Here is a 19,542-nt window from a genome sequence, read left to right on the forward strand (position 1 = left end):
AATTTTTGCTTTTTGAAAAGAGGAACTTTAACATGGGCAGACTGCTGAATCAGCTTTACCAATTTGAGTGCAAGTTGTTCAAACTGATTAATTCGCATTTTGAACGAAAAGGACTGAATGTTTATTTTCGGTATATTACTCATTTAGGAGGGGCTGTTTTTTCAATTGCAACATGTTTAATGCTGATGTTATTTTTTAATGAACCTGTAAAAACTGTTGCCTTGGCAAGTTCAGCTGCTCTTTTTTTCAGTCATATTCCGGTTTTCATTGTGAAAAGAATTTATCCACGCAGACGGCCTTATCTTACATTATTTGAAACAAAAGTGTTAGAAAATCCGTTAACTGACCATTCATTTCCTTCTGGACATACGACAGCTGTATTTTCAGTGGCTACACCATTTTTGCTCTTTTTTCCAGCCTTAACATGGATTTTGCTTCCTCTCGCATTCAGTGTAGCACTATCAAGAATTTTTCTTGGCCTACACTACCCTTCAGATGTGCTGGCGGGAATAGTTCTAGGAGCTTCAGCAGGCACCATCTGTTTTGTCGCATTCGGACCATAAAAGCAAAAAGGTGTCTAATGCATGCATCGCATTGGACACCTTTTTTATTTTACAAATATTGATGAGCTTGTTCGCGCAAAGCTTCCGCTTTATCTGTGCGTTCCCATGGCAAATCTAGATCGTTGCGTCCGAAATGACCGTAAGCAGCTGTCTGTTTGTAAATCGGGCGGCGCAAGTCAAGCATTTTTATAATGCCAGCTGGGCGCAAATCAAAGTTATTGCGAATTAATTCAACTAAAACATCTTCGCTTACTTTGCCAGTACCGAACGTATCAACAGAAATAGAGACAGGTTTCGCCACACCAATTGCATAGGCCAGCTGAACCTCGCATTTGTCTGCAAGTCCGGCTGCGACAATATTTTTCGCTACATAACGAGCCGCATAAGCTGCAGATCGGTCTACCTTCGTCGGATCTTTTCCTGAGAAAGCTCCTCCGCCATGGCGCGCATAGCCTCCGTAAGTATCGACAATGATTTTTCGTCCCGTTAATCCTGCATCTCCTTGTGGTCCGCCAATAACGAAACGTCCGGTAGGGTTGATGAAATATTTTGTTTCTTCATCGATCAGTTCTTTTGGCACAACCGGATCAATTACTTTTTCTTTAATATCCTGCTTAATTTGTTCTAAAGTTGCCTCCGGATGGTGTTGAGTCGATATGACAATTGTGTCAATTCTAACCGGCTGTTCATTTTCATCATATTCTACCGTAACTTGCGTCTTTCCGTCCGGACGCAAATAAGGAATTTCTTCGCTTTTTCTAACTTCTGTAAGCCGGCGTGAAAGCTTATGGGCAATGGAAATCGGGAGAGGCATTAATTCCTTCGTTTCATTGCATGCAAAACCGAACATTAACCCTTGATCTCCAGCGCCAATCGCTTCAATTTCTTCATCAGTCATTTGTCCTTCTCGCGCTTCTAAAGCTTTATCCACCCCTGCAGCAATATCGGGTGATTGCTCATCAATTGATGTTAAAACAGCACAAGTTTCAGCATCAAAACCGTATTTAGCTCTCGTATAGCCGATCTCTTTGACCGTTTCTCGCACAATTTTTGGTATATCCACATACGTGCTTGTCGTAATTTCTCCACTGACTAATACAAGTCCGGTGGTGACAGATGTTTCGCAAGCTACACGTGCGTTCGGATCTTTTTCTAAAATGGCATCTAAAATCGCATCTGAAATTTGGTCGCAAATTTTGTCCGGATGCCCTTCCGTTACGGATTCAGATGTAAACAGACGGCGCTTTTTTGTCATTTACTGCTTCCTCCTCAAACTTAAAATGATGTTTATGGAGTGCTACACTCCTTGACATTGACACGGAACTCATTCCCTCACCACTGTTGTAAACATATCAAAATTGCGTACGATAAGAAAAACTTGGCTAAACGAGATTTCTCTTATACATAGAAAAAACCTTCCCTGCCAGAGGAAAGGTTGTTATAAACATCATTGCCTTTCACTCTTATCGTTCAAGGATATAACCTTGCATCAGGTTAGCACCATTGCTCGTCTATGAATATGGAATTCTTTCGCATCATGTTGTATGTCCATAGAATACCGGGATTTTGAAAGCCATATTCTACTGTCTTCTTTCAACGAGCCGGTTGCTGGGCTTCATAGGGCCTGTCCCTCCGCCAACTCGGGATAAGAGTATCCGTTCAAATGTATATCATACAGGAGCAAAAAAGTACTTGTCAACAATAAATAAAGCTTCTCTGTAATTTTCCAAATCATCTGATATCCATTATTTCAGTATCAGCTGATCAATCATGATTCGTATGATGCCCAAAAATGAAGGCAAAATATATAGTAAAAACATTATTTTCAGAAATCGATAAATAGGATGGATTATTTTTGCGAATGTGTTATACTATTTCTATAAAACCATTTCAAATATGCAAAAAAAGGATGGTATGTATATGAATATTGTAGATGTATCAAATGAATTAGCTTCGTTGATCAGCGGACCAAATGCATATCATAATTTACCAGTCGCACGACTTGTAGAAAAAGTTTTAGCTAGGAAAGAAGGTTTTTTAACAAATACAGGTGCAGTTTCGGTTACAACAGGCAAATATACCGGCCGGTCACCAGAAGATAAATTCATCGTTGAAGAAGATTCTGTCAAGCATTTAATTGATTGGGGACCCGTCAACAAGCCAATTTCATCAGAAGTTTTTGAAAAACTGTACTTAAAAGTCATACAATATTTAAAAAATAGAGATGAAATTTATGTTTTTAACGGATTTGCCGGAGCTGACAAAAAATATCGTCTTCCAATTCAAGTGGTCAATGAATTGGCGTGGCAAAATTTATTTGCTCGCCAACTGTTTATCCGTCCGAAAAGCCAAGACGATTTAAAGGAGCATAAAAATCCGTTTACGATTGTTTCCGCTCCTTCCTTTAAAGCAGATCCAGCTGTGGATGGAACGAACTCAGAAGCATTTATCATTATTTCTTTTGAAAAGAGAATAATCCTGATCGGCGGAACTGAATATGCAGGCGAGATGAAAAAGTCTATCTTTTCCGTCATGAACTTCCTGCTTCCAGAAAGAGATATATTTTCAATGCACTGCTCCGCCAATGTCGGTCAAGAAGGCGATGTCGCGCTCTTTTTCGGTTTATCGGGAACAGGCAAAACAACACTTTCCGCCGATCCAAAACGCCGATTAATTGGTGATGATGAACACGGCTGGTCTTCATCTGGTATTTTTAATATTGAAGGCGGCTGTTATGCAAAATGCATCGGTTTGTCTGAAGAAAAAGAACCTCAAATTTATAACGCGATTCGATTCGGTTCCGTTTTGGAAAACGTTGTGGTTGATGAATCGACACGAATTCCTGATTATGACAACTCCTTATTAACAGAAAACACCCGTGCGGCTTATCCAATTGAAGCGATTGACAATATTGCTAAACCGAGCATTGCGGGTCACCCTAACACAATTATTTTTTTAACAGCTGATGCGTTCGGTGTTCTGCCGCCAATAAGCAAATTAACGAAAGAACAGGCTATGTATCATTTCTTAAGCGGTTATACGAGCAAGCTTGCTGGAACGGAAAGGGGTATTACTTCCCCTAAAACAACGTTCTCCACATGCTTTGGCGCACCATTTCTTCCGCTTCCAGCTACAAGATACTCTGAAATGCTCGGAAGAAAAATCGAAGAACATGATGTGAAAGTATTTTTAGTCAATACAGGGTGGACCGGCGGAGAATACGGAGTAGGAAAACGAATTAAACTTGCTTATACAAGAGCCATGGTTCAGGCAGCATTGGAAGGCGAACTCGATGAGGTGGAAACTGTAAAAGACCCTATTTTCGGGCTGGCGATTCCTGCTCATGTTCCAGGAGTGCCTGATGAAGTTTTACAGCCTATTAAAACATGGAGTGATAAAAACGCTTATGAACAAAAAGCGTATGAATTAGCAAAAGCATTCAAAGAGAACTTCAAAAAATTCTCGAACGTTCCGAAGGAAATTGAAGAACTTGGCGGTCCAATCATATAAAAAAATTACTTACTTTCGGCTACAGCTTTGAACTGTCCCCTGTCAAGTAGACTGTAGAAATAATAAAAATATACCTAAGCGGCTTTAGCTCTATATTCCATGGGGCTAAAGCCGCTTAATCTTTTTTGATACCTTTCATAATGATAAAAGCGGTTGTACTCATCCATCGCAAGAGCTAATTCTTTAAATGTCTGATACTTATGTAAATAATACTTCTCGCATTTAAAGCGTTCCCCAAAAAGATACCATTGGCCCATTATCAATACATCTACCTACTATTGACATACTTTGTGTCATCTCTGCTTGGTCTATCCTACGTTTAAAACCATGAGAGGTATATTGGAACCCACGGTCACTATGAATAAGTGGATGCTCTCCTTTTAAAAGTACGGTAGCTTCATCCAACGTTTTGAATACAAGATGATGATGATTGGAATGTCCTAAAACATCGCTCACAATTGATCCATCATATAGATCAAGAATAGCACTTAAATAGGCTCTCTTTGATGAACCTATTTTAATTCTGTGACATCAGCTACCCATTTTTCACTTGGCTTTTCCGCTGTAAATTCACGATTCAATATATTTTCTGCAACATGTTGAGGGAAAACGTTTTAACCACTTATAGTAAGCAGCTCGTGAAATACCGGCGATTTCACATATAAGATTATGCTTAGTTTTCTTTCTCATGAAGTTCCCGGATTGCGATATACTTGTCTTCAAAACGGATTTGGTTTACTTTCACCTCCTTTCGATTTCCTCTAACTTTTTTAAAAATAGATTCTCCGCACGTAAGCGCTCATTTTCTCTTTCTAACTTTTTCATCTCCAGTTTCATTTTCTCTTCTGGAGATAACTCTGCTTCTTCTTTTTTTCTTCCTCGTTTGTCTTTATCCATTGCCTTAAAGAATATTTAGTAATTTGATACCTTTTACAAAGCTCTTGAATAGTACATTCTCGGTTTTCATATGCAAGTAAAACTTCAAGTTTGAGCTCTGTTGTATATTGCTTATACATAGAAAAACTCCCCCTAAGGTAAAACAGATTTTTTATATTTTAATCTGTCTACCTTAAGGGGAGCATATCACTTTGTCGATAGCCTTTTAATATTTTTATGTGGTTTGGCAAAACAAATCGGCATACGCAGATTTTTAGACGAAAACCCCTTTTTCAACGAACTTTTATGAAAAAGGGGTTACGCGATTTTTTATGATAAGACAAATGGAAGCCGTACTCGATAAAATTAAGCAAATTCCTCCTTCCACAATCCGTTCAACAAATGAACGGAAATATGATGACGGTTAATTGGTTGAGTACAATGAAGTGAGATTATAAGTAAGCACGGTTTTGTTATCAGCCCATTCCAATTTAATAATTTCAGCTGTTCCTGTAGGATCGCTTATCAACGTTTTTCGAACTTCCAAAGGAATATTCATAGGATAAAGGCGATAGCCATCTTTGACAAGCTGAAATACGTTTTCCTCTATCCGCTTTTCCTTCCCTTTTGTAATAATCATCGTATTTAATTCAAGCGGCATGCCCATTTCTCCAATCCCCTTTCATTTGATCGATCATTTTTTAGTATGTATCATATGAAAAATATAATGGTCAATTTTTCATCCATTTTATCATTCGTTCTAAAACCATCCGGTTATGCCGAGGCGGAAAATGATGACTAAAATGTTGGAAATACCAGCTTTCCACTTGCTTTCCCAATTCTTTCAGCCTTCTTTCCAATCGATATGCATGTTCAATTGACACGTTTTCATCTTTTCCCCCATGAATGATTAAAACGGGTGCTTGCATTTTTTCAAGGTAATACAACGGTGTCCGCCATTTATAGCGGTCAGGATATTTCTTCGGTGTCCCTCCAATAACTCTTTTCATCATCCTTCTTAAGTCCTTTCTCTCCTCATAAGTTAAAAACATATCAGACACCCCGCCCCAGCTTACAACAGATCGAACATTTGAGCATATAATCCCAGTAAGCAAGGCCATGACTCCTCCCCTTGAAAAGCCAAAAACGTGAATGCGATCCGGATTCACTTGCGGATGTTTCATCAACAAATAGAATGCATTGACCGCATCAAAACGATCATTCCCCGCAAAATCTTCATTCCCTTCTCCTCCTAAATTTCCTCGATAAAAGGGAGCCATCACGATAAAGCCTTTTGATGCAAATTGTATAATTCTTCCTGCCCGAACCATACCAACATTTTTAATCCCTCCGCGCAAATATAAAAAGCCATCATAAACACCTTCTTGAACAGGCTCTGCTAACAGACCTTTCACTTTTAGTCCTTCAGAAATATATGTCACGATGGAAAGCTTAATCGAAGGGTTCGGTGATGGGAAAATTTGTTTGTCAACTATTTCTCCGTTTCTCAGCATCTTTTCAACCTCCATTTAGGTAGGCAATCACACATTATATTTTTTTTTCATACTTTATCCTAGATAAATATATTTAAACATTTTTCCTTTAATATGAACATCATTAGGGAGGATTTCACATGAAAAAAAGGCTTGCTTCCATCGTATTGGTGATCCTTTTCATCATACCTCTTTCAGCCTGCGGCGGAGGAGTGGAAAAAATTCGGCTGGCGGAAGTCACTCATTCTGTTTTTTACGCACCATTGTACGTGGCCATTGAAAAAGAATTTTTCAAAGAAGAAGGACTGGACGTAGAATTAAAAACTACTTGGGGCGGAGATAAAACAATGACCGCCATTTTATCAAACGGCGCTGATATCGGTCTTGTCGGTTCGGAAACGTCCATTTACGTATATGCCCAAGAAGCAAATGACCCAGTCATTAACTTCGCCCAGCTGACCGAAACGGACGGCACTTTCCTTGTCTCCAGAGCCAAGTTGGATGATTTTCAATGGGAAGATTTAAAAGGAAGCACTTTTTTAGGACAGCGTAAAGGCGGCATGCCGCAAATGGTAGGGGAATTTGTGCTGAAAAAGCATAACATCGATCCGCATCAAGATTTAAACCTTATCCAAAACATCGACTTTGCGAATATTGCAAATGCTTTTGCTTCCGGTACAGGCGAATATGTTCAACTGTTTGAGCCAACCGCAAGTATTTTTGAAAAAGAAGGAAAAGGTCACATTATCGCATCCTTCGGCAAGGAATCGGGCAAAGTTCCTTATACAACATTTATGGCAAAAGAAAGCTATATTAAGAAAAATGATAAAACGGTGAAAAAATTCACAAAAGCGCTCTACAAAGCGCAAAAATGGGTGGAAGAACATGACGCCGAAACAATTGCCGAAACGATAGCGCCGCAATTTAAAGATACGCCGATCGATATTTTAATATCTTCCATTGACCGTTATAAAAGCCAAGGATCCTATGCAAAAACCCCGCTGTTAGATGAGGACGAATGGAACAATTTGCAAAAAATTGTGGAAGAAGCAGGAGAACTGCCGGAGAAAATTGATTATGAACTATTAGTCAACACGTCCATAGCAAACGAAGTGGCAAAATAATGTTGTTTCAAAAGGAGTAAATTTATCGACAAGGGGGGAGGAGATTGTCATTTTTAACGATCGATCATGTCAGCCATACTTATTTTACAAAAAAATCGGCAACGACAGCTTTGGAGGACATCCATTTGGAAGTAGAGGAAGGGGAATTTATATCCTTTCTAGGTCCTAGCGGCTGCGGCAAAACAACGCTGCTTTCCATCATTGCCGGTATCATGAAACCGACAGAAGGGCAAGTTATTTTGAACGGAAAGCAAATATCTTCCGCAACACCGTCTGTCGGTTATATGCTGCAACAAGATTATTTATTTCCATGGAAAACGATAGAGGAAAATATTTTAATTGGATTAAAATTATTGAACAAACTGAATGAAAATGAGAAAAAGCGGACATTTCAGCTTCTGCACCAAATGGGTCTCGAAAATGTAGAAAAGCTATATCCGAATCAATTATCAGGCGGAATGAGACAAAGAGCCGCTTTAGTCCGCACTCTTTCTACAGATCCGAAAATGCTGCTATTGGATGAACCTTTTTCCGCCCTCGATTATCAAACGAAATTAAAGCTTGAAGACTTAGTCTTTCAAACATTAAAGGATTTTAAAAAAACAGCCATTCTAGTCACGCATGATATTGGGGAAGCAATCGCCATGAGCGATCGGATTGTCCTGCTATCCAAAAGGCCTGGCAAAATTGCCAAAATATTTACTGTCCCAAAAGAATTGCGGGATACATCCCCGTTTAAAACAAGGCAGCATCCAACGTATACTTCACTTTTTGACTTAATCTGGAAGGAGTTAGATCAGCTTGAAACAAACAACAACAATTGATCTCCTCCATAAACAATATTTGCAAAGATTGCATAAAGAAAAGAAATGGATTACCTTTTATCAAATCTTAATTTTTATTTCTTTTTTTCTCATATGGGAGGTGTCATCCAGCCAAAAATGGATAGACCCGCTCATATTCAGTTCGCCGACAAAAATTTTTCACTTATTTGTTGAAAAACTGCAGGACGGTACATTACTTGCCAATTTGAACGTGACGCTTTTTGAAACGGTCTTGGGGTTTATTTTTGGGACATTATTCGGGACATTACTTGCTGCTCTATTATGGTGGTTTCCAAGGCTGTCTAAAATATTAGATCCGTATTTAGTGGTTTTAAACGCAATGCCGAAAGTAGCTCTTGGGCCGATTTTCATCGTTGTACTTGGGCCCGGATTTACCTCAATTATCGCGATGGGAACAATCATTTCGGTTATTATTACTACAATTGTAGTCTATACTTCCTTTAAAGAAGTGGATCCGAATTATATAAAAGTGCTGCAAACATTTGGGGCAGGCAAAAAGCACGTGTTCAGAGAGGCGATCCTGCCGTCATCTTTTCCAACCATTATTTCTACTTTGAAAGTCAATGTCGGGTTATCTTGGGTGGGTGTGATCGTCGGAGAATTTCTCGTTTCAGCTAAAGGATTAGGCTATATGATTATTTACGGGTTCCAAGTTTTTAATTTTACCCTTGTGCTGTTAAGCCTAGTTATCATTGCCATCTTTGCAACGATCATGTACAAAATTGTCGAACTAATTGAAAAAACATTAATCAAAAGCCAATAAGAGGCTGTCAAGAAAGTCAAATCGCCATTGAAAACAAAAAATCATAAACACCGATATATCAACGTTTCTAACACATTAATGGGGGCGTCAATAAGCCGTAAAAACGACTTACTAGACACCCCCTTAAACAATTTCTAAACCGACTTTCAGGAATTTAAAAGCTATTTTATGTAATCGGCATAAATTTTTTCCAAGCTTCGTTTTAGAACATCATCTTTCATAATAAAGCTAAAGCGATGATCGTCCTCAATTTTTTCAGGCAAGTCCGCAAGCAGGACTGGACCTAACGTTTCAAAATACGTGCTCTGTTTTTCGAGCCTCTCAATTTCCGCATAATAAATATTTTTCACAATCGTTTTCTCTTTTCCTATAACCTTATATTGCCCAATATATACGATATCTTGGACAATTCCTCCCGTTTCTTCCCTCACTTCCCGGACAGCAGCTTCAACCGGCTTTTCGCCGTTCTCGACTTTTCCTCCTGGAAACTCGTAGCCCCGGTCTTCATGTAAAGTTAAAAGCCATTTGTTTTCATATCGGCAGATGACCCAAACATGCTTCGGGTAAACAGAAAAAGGGTGTTGACGGAAAGACAGGTATACATCATTGCCGTAAAAATCTTTAAAATAAAACATAATCAATCCCTCTACTCCCATTTATCTGTTTTCATCATAACATATGGAAAAGAGGATTGTATAACTTATTCTTGATTATGCATAAGACCCATTGAAGCAATATGTTTTCTAGCTTCTTCGTCGCCATGCTTATAAATGAATTCATATACTTTTTTTGTTAAAGCATCAATCGCATCATTTTCCTTGTCATAATGATACTGTATATACGGAACATGCGCCCGGAAGAAATTTTGCCAGCTGGTAGAATGAATCTGATCGAAATACTCCCGTAACTCCGTAATTTCCTCATCATTGGCAGAAATTTGAAAATCCCACGGAGATGCTTCTCTGCTTTGGGAAATCTCACCGCTAGCTACTGATATATAATAGGTTTTTTTTGGATTTTCGGACATTTATATCCCCCTCCTCTTTTTAAGTATTGCCTTATCAAAGAAAAATATTTATAAAAAAAGGCTGCCTAACGCAGCCAAAAGAGGAAGGATATAATTATTTTCCAAGGAATGACTTTAACATCCAGTTATGTTTTTCAAGATTCACTTTAATATCGAGAAGCATGTCACCAGTTGCTTCGTCATTCACTTCTTCAGCAACTTTGATTCCTTTGTCCAAATCTTGAATGATGGCGGAAAAGTCGTCAACAACTGCCTGCACCATTTGTTCTGCAGTTTCAACGCCTTCTGCTTCTTTAATAGAGGAGATTTCTAGGCTTTCTCTAATCGTAGCAACAGGTTTAGCGCCCAAAGCTAAAAGTCTTTCCGCTAATTCGTCAATATAACCTGCAGCTTCATTGTACAGCTCTTCAAATTTTTCATGGAGAACGAAAAATTGGTCTCCTTTTACATTCCAATGAAAGTTATGTAATTTTACATAAAGTACCGTCCAATCCGCAATTTGTTTATTTACGATTTGAAATAAATCTTGTTTAGACATAATCCCATCTCCTTTTTATTTAATCTTTTAGTTATACAGTACCCCTTTTTTGCACTCTTAAAACTATAAAAAAAGTTGCATCATTGCGTGTAGCTGTTAGCTGAACACTTTTTCCAAATCCTCTTTACTATGCTTTAGCCAATATTCCATGAGCTTTTTGGCGCCTTCTAAATCATGAAGCTTCGCTTGGCCGCATTGCAGTTCGTTTGCGGCAGGCACTTCTGTCTGCTCTACAGCATCTTTCATTGTCTCTTCCAATAAATCAATGATTTCTTTTACGGTCGGTTCCCCGCTAACGACTAAATAAAAGCCTGTTTGACACCCCATTGGAGAAATATCAATGATATCAAAGTGATCATATTTTTCCGCATATTTGCGAATTGTAAATGCCAGAAGATGCTCCAATGTGTGAATAGCATCCGGTTTCATTGCCTGCTTATTCGGCTGGCAGAAGCGGATATCAAATTTGTTAACTACTCCATCCGTGCCGACTTTATGTACTCCGCAATGTCTGACATACGGTGCTTGCACTTTTGTATGATCCAGTTCAAAACTCTCCACTGAAGGCATTCCCATCACTCCTTACATTTTCTTAGTTTCCATTTTAACACAAAATTTTATAACATACATTTATGTTAAAATGTTGTCAAGATTCCAGAAAAAAGAGGTGCTTGCTGTGAAATCTGTCATGATCGCCCTTATCCGTTTTTATCAAATCTTTATCTCCCCGTTAAAGCCGCCTTCATGCCGCTTTTACCCAACATGCTCTGAATACGGGCTTGAAGCAGTGAAGCGTTTCGGAGCTGTCAAAGGCGGCTTTCTGACAGTAAAACGAATCTTGAAATGCCACCCGTTTCACCCGGGAGGATTTGACCCTGTCCCGGAAATTGAAAAAGATATAAATAAAAAAACGAGTGAATAAATGAAAAATAATGCAAAATACTACAATTATCAAATAAAGCTAAAGGGGAGCAAAAGATATGGAAAATATGATCGCTCAATTTAAACATGAAGTGAATAATGCAACAGAAGAGACGTTCCATTCTTCTGTTTGTTCTTTTTTAAATTTGTGGAGCTATGAATACGGCTCGTTCGAACATTTGCCAAACGAAATCCATCACTTATTGCATATTAGCCAATATGATATTTTAACTATCGATCATGAGTAGCCAAAAACTACAGCCATTCTTTTAGTTTTCTCCTGAGCAGCTTTTTAGATGCATTTCGTGGCAGAGATTCAACAAATGTAAATCCTTTTGGAACTTTGTATTTTGCCAGCTTTTTCAAACAAAATTGCCTTAATTCTTCTTCAGACACCTCTTCGCTTCGGACGACAAAAGCATGGGGAACTTTTCCCCATTTTTTATTTTCTTTTCCTACCACTCCTACATCTTTTACGGAAGGATGCGACAAAATAACTGCTTCAACCTCCGCCGGATAAATGTTTTCTCCTCCCGAAACAATTAAATCGGATCGGCGATCCAATACATATAAAAATCCTTCTTCATCCAGATAGCCTAAATCTCCAGTATAAAACCAGCCGTCACGTATAGCTTCGTTTGTTGCGTCTGGACGATGTAAATACCCCGGTGTAACATTCGGTCCTTTTACTACAATTTCTCCTTCTTCATTAGGGGAGCAGTCCTTGCCGTCTGCTACGATCCGAATTTGAGCTGGAAACAACGGTTTTCCCGCAGATCCGAGTTTTGAAAAGCAAAATTCAGGGGCTAATGTGGCAATTTGCGAACACGTTTCCGTCATCCCATATGTTTGAAAAACGGGAATTTCTTTTTCACGGCATTGTTCAAGAATCAGCCGCGGGGCAGGACCTCCTCCTAAAAGCATGCAGCGAAACGATTTCGGATACGTGTCACTTCCTAATTCCTGCAGCATGTCATTCAGCATGGCCGTAACGACGGAAGCAATCGTAACTCCTTCATTTTTGATCGCTCTGTTTGCTTCTTTCGCTGAAAATGAAGAATGGAGAACAATTCCGATTCCATAAATGACGCTGCGCATCAAAATTGACAGTCCGCTTATATGAAAAAGAGGAACTGCCAAAAGCCAGCAATCGCCGTCCTTCAGTCCAAGATTCAGCACAGAACCGATCGCACTCCACCAATGATTCCCAAATGTTTGCTGAACTCCTTTCGGTTTTCCTGTTGTTCCAGACGTATACATAATCGTTGCCACGTCATCTAAAATAAAGCTGTCATCTAATGCTGCTTCCTTTTCATCACAAAGCTTCAACTCTGATAATGTAATAACTTTTTTACCGGGAAAATGAACCGATAATTCATCATCACAGATAACGCATTTTATATTCGCATCATTTATTTGCCATAATAATTCTCCAGCTGTTAGTCTAGTATTCAAAAGAACATTGACCGCACCGAGATACATTAAAGCATGAATATTAATGACCATTTCTAAGCTGTTTTTCATTAAAAGCCCGACTGTATCTCCACGCTTGATATCTATTTGATGCAGCTGTCTTGCTCTTTTTTCAACAAGCTGATGCAAGTCCAAAAATGAATAATTTTTCCCCTCATAACGAATGGCCAATCGGTCCGGAGTCAAAAAAGCTCGCTGTTTAAGCCAATTCGGTGTTTCATTTCGATTTGCACTCATGTCTCGACACCTCGATTATTGCACAATAAAGCAGCTCGATGCATCGCCATCAAGCTGCTTGTTCTTTTTATGGGAAACGCGGGAATTGTTTGAAATCAGGTTTTCTTTTCTCTTTAAATGCATCTCGTCCTTCTTTCGCTTCATCTGTTGTATAATACAATAATGTCGCATCCCCCGCAAATTGTTGGAGACCGGCGAGACCATCTGTATCTGCATTAAAAGCAGCTTTCAAGAAGCGAATAGCAGTTGGGCTTTTTTCCAAAATTTCTTCACACCATTTGACAGTTTCCTCTTCAAGCTGCTCTAATGGGACAACTTTGTTGACTAAGCCCATCTCATAAGCTTCCTGCGCATTATATTGACGGCATAAATACCATATTTCACGAGCTCTTTTCGTACCAACAAGCCGGGCAAGCAGTCCCACTCCATATCCTGCATCAAAGCTTCCGACTTTTGGGCCTGTTTGTCCGAAAATTGCATTCTCTGATGCGATCGTTAAATCACACACGACATGCAGAACATGTCCTCCTCCAATTGCATATCCGTTCACCATCGCAATAACCGGTTTTGGAATCACCCGAATAAGCCGTTGCAAATCCAAAACGTTTAATCTAGGAATTTTATCATCACCTACGTATCCGCCATGCCCCCGCACTTTTTGATCTCCGCCTGAGCAAAACGCTTTATCACCAGCACCTGTCAAAATAATTACACCAATTTTATCATCGTCCCGCGCATAGGAAAAAGCATCGATCATTTCCGCGACCGTTTTTGGTGTGAATGCATTATGTACATGAGGACGATTCATCGTAATTTTTGCTATCCCATTGTACGTTTCATAAATGATTTCATCATATTCTCGTTCTTTTACCCAAGGAAATCCCATTTTTATCCTCCTTTAATATGTAGAAAAATGTTGGAGAAACTCATCTACTATTTTACCAAAAAATTTTGACTGTTCCACATGAACTGCATGTCCGGCCTGCGGCACGACCTTTAATTCAGAGCAAGGAATCAATTGGTTCATTTCTTTCATAATTTTGCAAAACTTAAGATCCCTTTCACCGCAAATTAATAATGTAGGGATGTTGAAACTTTTTAATGCTCCCCACCATGAAGGTTGAACGCCAGTTCCCATTCCTTTTAAACTGTTTGCCAATCCAATTGCATTATTTTTCAGCCGGTCCTTTCTTATTTTGTCCTTGACGGCAGGCGGGAGAGACTTTTGCGTTAAAAACAAAGGGATATTTTCCCAATGTTGTACAAATGCCGCAACCCCTTCGTCCAAAATCATTTGGGCAAGTCGTTCGTCCTGCAGCCTTCTCGCCTCTCGTTCCTTTTCAGTTTTTAATCCAGGAGAACTGCTTTCCAATATTAAAGTCTTCACAAATTCCGGCTGTCTCATTGCAAAGCTCAATGCCAATCTTCCGCCCATTGAATACCCGAGCACATGCGCTTTTCGAATATTTAATGAAAGCAATATTTCTTTTAGATCTTCAACTGCTTCTTCCATCCGATATCTTTCAGGATTTTCAGGCGAATCTGTTTGACCATGGCCGATGATGTCGATAAGTATAAGCTGGTATTTTTTTAAACAATTTTTCAAAAATCCCCAGGTTTCTCCGCTTCCTGTAAAACCATGAAGGAGAACAAGTGGCTCCCCCTTTCCAAACGTTTCAACCAAATAATTCACATTTCGAACGGCCAATTTTCCCATCATAACATCCTTTCTATTTCCCAGGAAACAGAACGAAGCCATTTTCTCTGTTCGTTGACTCGTGTATGTCGATTGGTCGGAATTTCAATAATATTTAATCCATCTCTATTCATGCAGAATTGAAACTCGCTTCTGAATTCTTCCCAAGTGGAAATTTTTTTATAATGTGCACTATATAAGCTGGCTGCATATTGAAAATCTAAATTGGTCGGGGTGCCAAACAATTGTTCAAAATGCGTCTTTTCATCCGCCTGCGGCAAAAATGAAAAAATGCCGCCGCCGTTATTATTAATTAATAAAACGGTTAAGTTCAATTTATTTTGTTTTGCAGCAAGGAGTCCATTCAAATCATGATAAAATGATAAATCCCCTATGATTAAAATAGTTTTTTCATGACTAGCTGCAGAAACCCCAAGGGCTGTCGAAACGACTCCGTCAATTCCGTTCGCTCCCCGGTTGGCATAAACCGTAATATTTTTATCACTGTTATGGAAAAACGTGTCGACATCTCGAATCGGCATGCTGTTTCCTACAAATACATTGCAGCGATCCGGGAGCAATTTTTGCAATTCGACATATACCGTTCCTTCAAATAAAGAATCTTCCTCAATGACCGGCGTTGACAAATACTCTCGAAAGAGATTGTTTACTTGTTTCCATTTTTTGCACCAGGATGTTTCCTGTTTATCTTTACATTTTTTGATCAGCATTTCACATAAATAGGCTTCATCACTGTGAACATGTTCTGCTGATAAAGTAGGATCGCGATAACCGCCATCACCATCAACCACAATTTGCTTTATTTCAGGATGGTCTCTTAACAATAGAAACAGCGGTTTTGAGACGGGCATTGCACCAAAACGAAGGACGACATCAGGTTTCAGATACGCTTTCTTTCCCATCGTTTTTAAAATGGAATCATAACAATCAATAATATAATGTTTAGAATGTTCGCCAAAGCGTAAATTGGACAACGGATCCGCTAATATCGGGAATTTCAATTTCTCTGCTAGTGCCAAAACTTGTTCACGAAACTCTTTGTTATGTAATTCCCCGCATACAATAAGTCCTTTCTCGCTTGAATCGATTTCATCCACAATCCGTTCAATTTGCTCATGTTCGACTAGCTTTTTTGTTTCCACCACTGGCTCAATATGAAGAGACTTCTGCAATTGATGGATTTTCGATAGATCGGGCAAAAGCGGCTCTCGGAAAGGTAAATTGATATGGACTGGTCCTTTCGGATTTTCATTTGCAGTTTGGACCGCCCGTTGAGCGATATTTTTTATATATAACAGCATCGTTTGACTGCTTTCAGGAAGAGCGCAATCAACAAACCATTTCACATAGTTCGAATACAGATGAATTTGATCAATTGCTTGTGGAGCTCCAATATCCCGCAGCTCATGAGGTCTGTCAGCCGTTAAAATCACAAGAGGGATGCGTGAATAATGGGCTTCTATGATAGCTGGATAATAGTTTGCTGCAGCTGTTCCTGATGTGCAAAGCAAAGCAATAGGTTTTCTTTGTTTTTTAGCCAATCCAAGAGCAAAAAAACCTGCAGATCGTTCATCAATATTAATATAAGTATGTATTTTCGGATGCTCTGCAAATGTGATCGCAAGCGGGGTAGATCGTGAACCTGGGCTAATCACAACTTCAGAAATACCTTTTGTAATTAATCCATTTACAAATGCAATGACATAGTCAGATAGATTTTTATTTTTCATTCAGTTTTCCCCCTAATGCATGCTGCATAGGTCCAAATTTGATTTCTGTCTCCCTGTATTCCTCTTCCGGCTTTGAATCTCCAACAATCCCGCATCCTGCGTACAAATAAGCTTTTTGCTCATCCAGCAGACCTGAACGGATCGCAACGACAAATTCTCCGTTGTCCTGATCATCCATCCATCCAACCGGAGCAGCATACCAGCCTCTCTCTAAAGGTTCTTCATTGCGAATAAATGCTAGAGCAGCATCTTTCGGATAGCCGCCAAGCGCAGGGGTCGGATGCAATTTTTCTACAAAATCAATCAACGTAAAACCTTTTTTTACGGTTCCTTCAACAGGTGTATACAAATGTTGAATATTCGGCGTTTTTAAAATCGTTGGATTGTTTTGTAGTTGCACTTCTTGGCAATATTCACGGAACACTTTTTCGATCGCTTTTACAACAATTTGATGTTCATGAATGTTTTTTGTATCTGAAAGCAGCATCTGAGCGTATTCTTCGTCTGCCTCCACTGTTTTTCCTCTTTTAATTGATCCTGCTACACATGCAGACTGAACCTTTTGGTCTCTCTTGCTTACAAGCCGCTCAGGAGTTGCGCCAACGAACGTTTTTCCTTCATTTTCAACAACAAATAAATAACAATTAGGCTGATGTTCATTTAACATTGATAAAACATAATGTATATCAATCGATCCCTCAAACTCCAGCAGCATTTCCCTTGCCAATACGACTTTCTCAAAACGGTTTTGTTTTATTTGTTCTGTTGCTTTTTCAACAGCTGCCATCCACTCTTTTTTATAAAACAAACTTTCTTTTTTGATGGTAAAATTCAAAAAAGAATTTGTGTTTTCATTTTTTTTCTTTAAGGTGTATTCATATGTATTGAAATGATTTATAATTTCATTTATATCATCAGTTGATTGAATTAACCTGTTTATAGTAGCAAGTGTGTGACGGCCAATTTTTGTAATCATGAAAGAAGGTAAAGTGAATCGTGCTTCATGAAACGGTTTCCATTTTGAAGAATTCGCATTTTTTAAAGGGTCAAAAGAAAAACCCCCAAAAAGAAGCGGACCCGTTCCAATCGGATGGGCGCCTTCAATTTGTATATGCTCTTTCCAATCTTTCCACTTTGAATAAATGTCAAAAAAACGGTTGGAAAATTTTTTGTCTGTCGTCAATTCGAGCTCAACACCAATTCCACAAAGGATAAATGTACGATCAGGTGTCGCCCAATAAAATCTTTTCCCTGCATAAGCCGATTGAAAGCTTGAGAAAATCTGGAGCGGATCTTTCTCCTTGATTTCAAATACATAACTTAAAATGATTGGATGGGAATATTTTTTGACATGATTGACAGCATTCGCAACTTTATCCCTCAATGTATCTGAACATGGAATTGAAACCAAAGATGATCCCTCCATAACCGAAAAATAGCTTATATTAAGATACACCTGTTCAAAATTTATGTCAACTATATTATAGAATGACACAATGCAAAACAACAAGCAAACAAACTGCCTCAGCTCTTTGATGGGGCTTGAGCATTTATTCCAATGAAAAACAATTGACACTCTTTCGACATTTTTCTAGACTAGGTTGTGGGGAATAGCTTTCGTTTTCAGAATGAAATAAAGGAGAGAACATATTATGCATCCTAAAACGGAGTCACATAATGTACCCATTATAAAAGCTGAACGAGGGTTTCGGGCTTGGTGGATGCTTTTAAGACCCCATACATTAACTGCAGCATTTGTCCCCGTGATTGTCGGAACTCTTTTGGCACTGCAAGTAGGACCCATTCATATTGGACTTTTTCTTACAATGCTTACTGCCTCGTTGTTAATTCAAACAGCCACAAACTTATTTAATGAATATTTCGATTATAAACGAGGTCTTGATACAGAAGAATCTGTCGGAATTGGAGGAGCAATTGTCCGAAATGGCTTCAAGCCCCAAACCGTTTTAAATTTAGCAATCACATGTATTGTTGTCTCTATCCTATTGGGAATTTACATCTGTCTCCAGTCAAGCTGGTGGTTGGCATTAGTCGGTTCAATTTGTATGGCAGTAGGATACTTATATACTGGAGGTCCATATCCAATCGCTTACACGCCGTTTGGCGAGCTAGCTTCAGGTTTATTTATGGGAGTCGTTATTATCCTTATTTCCTTTTTTATTCAGACAGGTTATCTAACTTCAACAGCTTTCATTCATTCGATCCCGATTGCGATCACGATCGGCGCCATCATGCTTGCGAATAACATAAGAGACTTAGACGGCGATAAGGAAAACGGAAGAAAAACATTAGCAATTTTGCTTGGCCGCCAGAATGCAATTCGATTTTTAGCAATTATGTTTATTGTTTCTTACTGTCTCATTTTTATTATGATCATTTTTGATTATTCCACATGGTGGTCTATTCTTGCTTTTCTTAGCATTCCAAAAGCTATTCAAGCGGTGAAGCGATTTGTCGGCAAAACAAAGCCTATTGAAATGATGCCGGCCATGAAAGCAACATCGCAAACAAACACTTTATTAGGCTTTTTGCTTGCTGCAGGTTTGCTCATAAGCACCATCATATCTCAGTAGGGGCTGTCCAAAAAGTCAGGGTAACTGACTTTTTGGAGCCCCTCATTTTTTCACTTTTTAAAAAAAATGCACAAAAAAATCGTCCTTTCTAGTAAAATGAAGTTACCACACAACATTACAGAAAGGACGAT

24 protein-coding genes and 1 riboswitch are annotated in these 19,542 nt (G+C 38.9%); of the genes, 8 read left to right on the forward strand and 16 right to left on the reverse strand.

Annotation, left to right across the window (positions count from 1 at the left end; all coding sequences use genetic code 11):
• Positions 1-32 precede the first annotated feature (32 nt).
• Positions 33-563 carry a phosphatase PAP2 family protein gene (locus FB379_RS00940; protein ID WP_066249451.1) on the forward strand — a complete coding sequence of 177 codons (531 nt, stop codon included), beginning with the start codon at positions 33-35 and terminating at the stop codon, positions 561-563.
• Between the two features lie 49 nt (positions 564-612).
• Here FB379_RS00940 and metK read toward each other — a convergent pair whose 3' ends face one another.
• Positions 613-1,818 carry a methionine adenosyltransferase gene (gene metK / locus FB379_RS00945; RefSeq protein WP_063386575.1) on the reverse strand — a complete coding sequence of 402 codons (1,206 nt, stop codon included), beginning with the start codon at positions 1,816-1,818 and terminating at the stop codon, positions 613-615.
• 205 nt (positions 1,819-2,023) lie between these two features.
• Positions 2,024-2,215, reverse strand: a riboswitch (SAM riboswitch).
• Between the two features lie 268 nt (positions 2,216-2,483).
• On the opposite strand from metK, the gene pckA reads away from it, so the two are divergent.
• The gene (gene pckA / locus FB379_RS00950) at positions 2,484-4,073 is read left to right on the forward strand and encodes a phosphoenolpyruvate carboxykinase (ATP) (protein ID WP_063386648.1); all 1,590 of its coding nucleotides are present in this window, start codon (positions 2,484-2,486) and stop codon (positions 4,071-4,073) included.
• A gap of 74 nt (positions 4,074-4,147) precedes the next feature.
• Here the strand turns inward: pckA and FB379_RS00955 are convergent, their stop codons facing one another.
• The 6 genes from FB379_RS00955 to FB379_RS00970 all read right to left on the reverse strand — a co-directional run bounded on the left by FB379_RS00955 (position 4,148) and on the right by FB379_RS00970 (position 6,463).
• Entirely contained in the window at positions 4,148-4,330 is a 183-nt protein-coding gene (locus FB379_RS00955; protein WP_094245283.1) for an IS3 family transposase, read from the reverse strand.
• Entirely contained in the window at positions 4,296-4,529 is a 234-nt protein-coding gene (locus tag FB379_RS00960; protein ID WP_242009265.1) for a hypothetical protein, read from the reverse strand. The genes FB379_RS00955 and FB379_RS00960 overlap by 35 nt, the downstream gene beginning before the upstream one ends.
• A gap of 285 nt (positions 4,530-4,814) precedes the next feature.
• Entirely contained in the window at positions 4,815-4,970 is a 156-nt protein-coding gene (locus FB379_RS18390) for a hypothetical protein (RefSeq protein ID WP_157727914.1), read from the reverse strand.
• On the reverse strand, positions 4,907-5,089 hold the full coding sequence (locus FB379_RS19155) for a transposase (protein ID WP_063386574.1): 183 nt from the start codon (positions 5,087-5,089) through the stop codon (positions 4,907-4,909). The genes FB379_RS18390 and FB379_RS19155 overlap by 64 nt, the downstream gene beginning before the upstream one ends.
• Before the next feature lie 284 nt (positions 5,090-5,373).
• A complete protein-coding gene (locus FB379_RS00965) occupies positions 5,374-5,616 on the reverse strand; it encodes a DUF2584 domain-containing protein (protein ID WP_063386573.1) in 243 nt (80 codons plus the stop codon).
• Between the two features lie 64 nt (positions 5,617-5,680).
• Complete coding sequence (locus tag FB379_RS00970) at positions 5,681-6,463, reverse strand: alpha/beta hydrolase family protein (protein ID WP_063386572.1); 783 nt, start codon at positions 6,461-6,463, stop codon at positions 5,681-5,683.
• A gap of 119 nt (positions 6,464-6,582) precedes the next feature.
• Here FB379_RS00970 and FB379_RS00975 point away from each other — a divergent pair, with 119 nt between their 5' ends.
• From FB379_RS00975 to FB379_RS00985, 3 genes are read left to right on the forward strand one after another with little or no spacing between them, the layout of a single operon-like run.
• Positions 6,583-7,566 (forward strand): ABC transporter substrate-binding protein, encoded by a 984-nt coding sequence (locus FB379_RS00975; protein ID WP_144596692.1) that lies wholly within the window; start codon positions 6,583-6,585, stop codon positions 7,564-7,566.
• A gap of 44 nt (positions 7,567-7,610) precedes the next feature.
• Positions 7,611-8,390: an ABC transporter ATP-binding protein gene (locus FB379_RS00980; protein WP_066249444.1), complete on the forward strand. Its 780-nt coding sequence runs from the start codon at positions 7,611-7,613 to the stop codon at positions 8,388-8,390.
• Positions 8,368-9,174, forward strand: a complete 807-nt coding sequence (locus tag FB379_RS00985) for an ABC transporter permease (protein ID WP_063386569.1) — start codon at positions 8,368-8,370, stop codon at positions 9,172-9,174. The genes FB379_RS00980 and FB379_RS00985 overlap by 23 nt, the downstream gene beginning before the upstream one ends.
• A gap of 161 nt (positions 9,175-9,335) precedes the next feature.
• On the opposite strand, the gene ytkD is transcribed toward FB379_RS00985, so the two are convergent.
• The 4 genes from ytkD to FB379_RS01005 all read right to left on the reverse strand — a co-directional run bounded on the left by ytkD (position 9,336) and on the right by FB379_RS01005 (position 11,309).
• Entirely contained in the window at positions 9,336-9,809 is a 474-nt protein-coding gene (gene ytkD, locus FB379_RS00990; RefSeq protein WP_063386568.1) for an RNA deprotection pyrophosphohydrolase, read from the reverse strand.
• A gap of 65 nt (positions 9,810-9,874) precedes the next feature.
• The gene (locus FB379_RS00995) at positions 9,875-10,201 is read right to left on the reverse strand and encodes a hypothetical protein (protein ID WP_063386567.1); all 327 of its coding nucleotides are present in this window, start codon (positions 10,199-10,201) and stop codon (positions 9,875-9,877) included.
• A gap of 94 nt (positions 10,202-10,295) precedes the next feature.
• Positions 10,296-10,739, reverse strand: a complete 444-nt coding sequence (locus FB379_RS01000) for a Dps family protein (protein WP_063386566.1) — start codon at positions 10,737-10,739, stop codon at positions 10,296-10,298.
• A gap of 96 nt (positions 10,740-10,835) precedes the next feature.
• Complete coding sequence (locus FB379_RS01005; protein WP_063386565.1) at positions 10,836-11,309, reverse strand: S-ribosylhomocysteine lyase; 474 nt, start codon at positions 11,307-11,309, stop codon at positions 10,836-10,838.
• Between the two features lie 118 nt (positions 11,310-11,427).
• Here FB379_RS01005 and yidD point away from each other — a divergent pair, with 118 nt between their 5' ends.
• Complete coding sequence (gene yidD, locus FB379_RS01010; RefSeq protein WP_375338802.1) at positions 11,428-11,661, forward strand: membrane protein insertion efficiency factor YidD; 234 nt, start codon at positions 11,428-11,430, stop codon at positions 11,659-11,661.
• Between the two features lie 58 nt (positions 11,662-11,719).
• Entirely contained in the window at positions 11,720-11,908 is a 189-nt protein-coding gene (locus FB379_RS01015) for a hypothetical protein (protein ID WP_144596694.1), read from the forward strand.
• Positions 11,909-11,915: 7 nt separating this feature from the next.
• Here the strand turns inward: FB379_RS01015 and FB379_RS01020 are convergent, their stop codons facing one another.
• The 5 genes from FB379_RS01020 to FB379_RS01040 all read right to left on the reverse strand — a co-directional run bounded on the left by FB379_RS01020 (position 11,916) and on the right by FB379_RS01040 (position 18,228).
• On the reverse strand, positions 11,916-13,370 hold the full coding sequence (locus tag FB379_RS01020) for an o-succinylbenzoate--CoA ligase (RefSeq protein ID WP_144596696.1): 1,455 nt from the start codon (positions 13,368-13,370) through the stop codon (positions 11,916-11,918).
• 67 nt (positions 13,371-13,437) lie between these two features.
• Positions 13,438-14,256, reverse strand: coding sequence for a 1,4-dihydroxy-2-naphthoyl-CoA synthase (gene menB, locus FB379_RS01025; protein ID WP_063386561.1), 819 nt, complete (start codon positions 14,254-14,256; stop codon positions 13,438-13,440).
• A 12-nt stretch (positions 14,257-14,268) separates the two neighbouring features.
• Entirely contained in the window at positions 14,269-15,090 is an 822-nt protein-coding gene (gene menH, locus FB379_RS01030; protein WP_412674446.1) for a 2-succinyl-6-hydroxy-2,4-cyclohexadiene-1-carboxylate synthase, read from the reverse strand.
• A complete protein-coding gene (gene menD / locus FB379_RS01035; protein WP_144596700.1) occupies positions 15,087-16,817 on the reverse strand; it encodes a 2-succinyl-5-enolpyruvyl-6-hydroxy-3-cyclohexene-1-carboxylic-acid synthase in 1,731 nt (576 codons plus the stop codon). Before menD ends, menH begins: the two co-directional genes overlap by 4 nt.
• Positions 16,807-18,228: an isochorismate synthase gene (locus tag FB379_RS01040; protein ID WP_158640145.1), complete on the reverse strand. Its 1,422-nt coding sequence runs from the start codon at positions 18,226-18,228 to the stop codon at positions 16,807-16,809. Before FB379_RS01040 ends, menD begins: the two co-directional genes overlap by 11 nt.
• 241 nt (positions 18,229-18,469) lie before the next feature.
• Between FB379_RS01040 and FB379_RS01045 the strand changes: the two genes are divergently transcribed.
• Positions 18,470-19,411 carry a 1,4-dihydroxy-2-naphthoate polyprenyltransferase gene (locus FB379_RS01045; RefSeq protein WP_063386558.1) on the forward strand — a complete coding sequence of 314 codons (942 nt, stop codon included), beginning with the start codon at positions 18,470-18,472 and terminating at the stop codon, positions 19,409-19,411.
• The last annotated feature ends 131 nt before the right edge of the window (positions 19,412-19,542 follow it).

Source organism: Aeribacillus composti (assembly GCF_007827555.1).
Classification (GTDB): Bacteria; Bacillota; Bacilli; order Bacillales; family Aeribacillaceae; genus Aeribacillus; species Aeribacillus composti.

Bases quoted from the DNA above. Each gene is read 5' to 3' on its own strand.
- pckA (WP_063386648.1), top strand. From the start codon at position 2,484: ATGAATATTGTAGATGTATCAAATGAATTAGCTTCGTTGATCAGCGGA.
- FB379_RS01005 (WP_063386565.1), bottom strand. From the start codon at position 11,309: ATGCCTTCAGTGGAGAGTTTTGAACTGGATCATACAAAAGTGCAAGCA.
- FB379_RS00965 (WP_063386573.1), bottom strand. From the start codon at position 5,616: ATGGGCATGCCGCTTGAATTAAATACGATGATTATTACAAAAGGGAAG.
- FB379_RS01000 (WP_063386566.1), bottom strand. From the start codon at position 10,739: ATGTCTAAACAAGATTTATTTCAAATCGTAAATAAACAAATTGCGGAT.
- FB379_RS00955 (WP_094245283.1), bottom strand. From the start codon at position 4,330: ATGGGCCAATGGTATCTTTTTGGGGAACGCTTTAAATGCGAGAAGTAT.
- FB379_RS00975 (WP_144596692.1), top strand. From the start codon at position 6,583: ATGAAAAAAAGGCTTGCTTCCATCGTATTGGTGATCCTTTTCATCATA.
- FB379_RS00995 (WP_063386567.1), bottom strand. From the start codon at position 10,201: ATGTCCGAAAATCCAAAAAAAACCTATTATATATCAGTAGCTAGCGGT.
- menD (WP_144596700.1), bottom strand. From the start codon at position 16,817: ATGAAAAATAAAAATCTATCTGACTATGTCATTGCATTTGTAAATGGA.
- yidD (WP_375338802.1), top strand. From the start codon at position 11,428: ATGATCGCCCTTATCCGTTTTTATCAAATCTTTATCTCCCCGTTAAAG.
- FB379_RS01045 (WP_063386558.1), top strand. From the start codon at position 18,470: ATGCATCCTAAAACGGAGTCACATAATGTACCCATTATAAAAGCTGAA.
- FB379_RS18390 (WP_157727914.1), bottom strand. From the start codon at position 4,970: ATGGATAAAGACAAACGAGGAAGAAAAAAAGAAGAAGCAGAGTTATCT.
- FB379_RS00940 (WP_066249451.1), top strand. From the start codon at position 33: ATGGGCAGACTGCTGAATCAGCTTTACCAATTTGAGTGCAAGTTGTTC.
- menH (WP_412674446.1), bottom strand. From the start codon at position 15,090: ATGATGGGAAAATTGGCCGTTCGAAATGTGAATTATTTGGTTGAAACG.
- metK (WP_063386575.1), bottom strand. From the start codon at position 1,818: ATGACAAAAAAGCGCCGTCTGTTTACATCTGAATCCGTAACGGAAGGG.
- menB (WP_063386561.1), bottom strand. From the start codon at position 14,256: ATGGGATTTCCTTGGGTAAAAGAACGAGAATATGATGAAATCATTTAT.
- FB379_RS01020 (WP_144596696.1), bottom strand. From the start codon at position 13,370: ATGAGTGCAAATCGAAATGAAACACCGAATTGGCTTAAACAGCGAGCT.
- FB379_RS19155 (WP_063386574.1), bottom strand. From the start codon at position 5,089: ATGTATAAGCAATATACAACAGAGCTCAAACTTGAAGTTTTACTTGCA.
- ytkD (WP_063386568.1), bottom strand. From the start codon at position 9,809: ATGTTTTATTTTAAAGATTTTTACGGCAATGATGTATACCTGTCTTTC.
- FB379_RS01015 (WP_144596694.1), top strand. From the start codon at position 11,720: ATGGAAAATATGATCGCTCAATTTAAACATGAAGTGAATAATGCAACA.
- FB379_RS00970 (WP_063386572.1), bottom strand. From the start codon at position 6,463: ATGCTGAGAAACGGAGAAATAGTTGACAAACAAATTTTCCCATCACCG.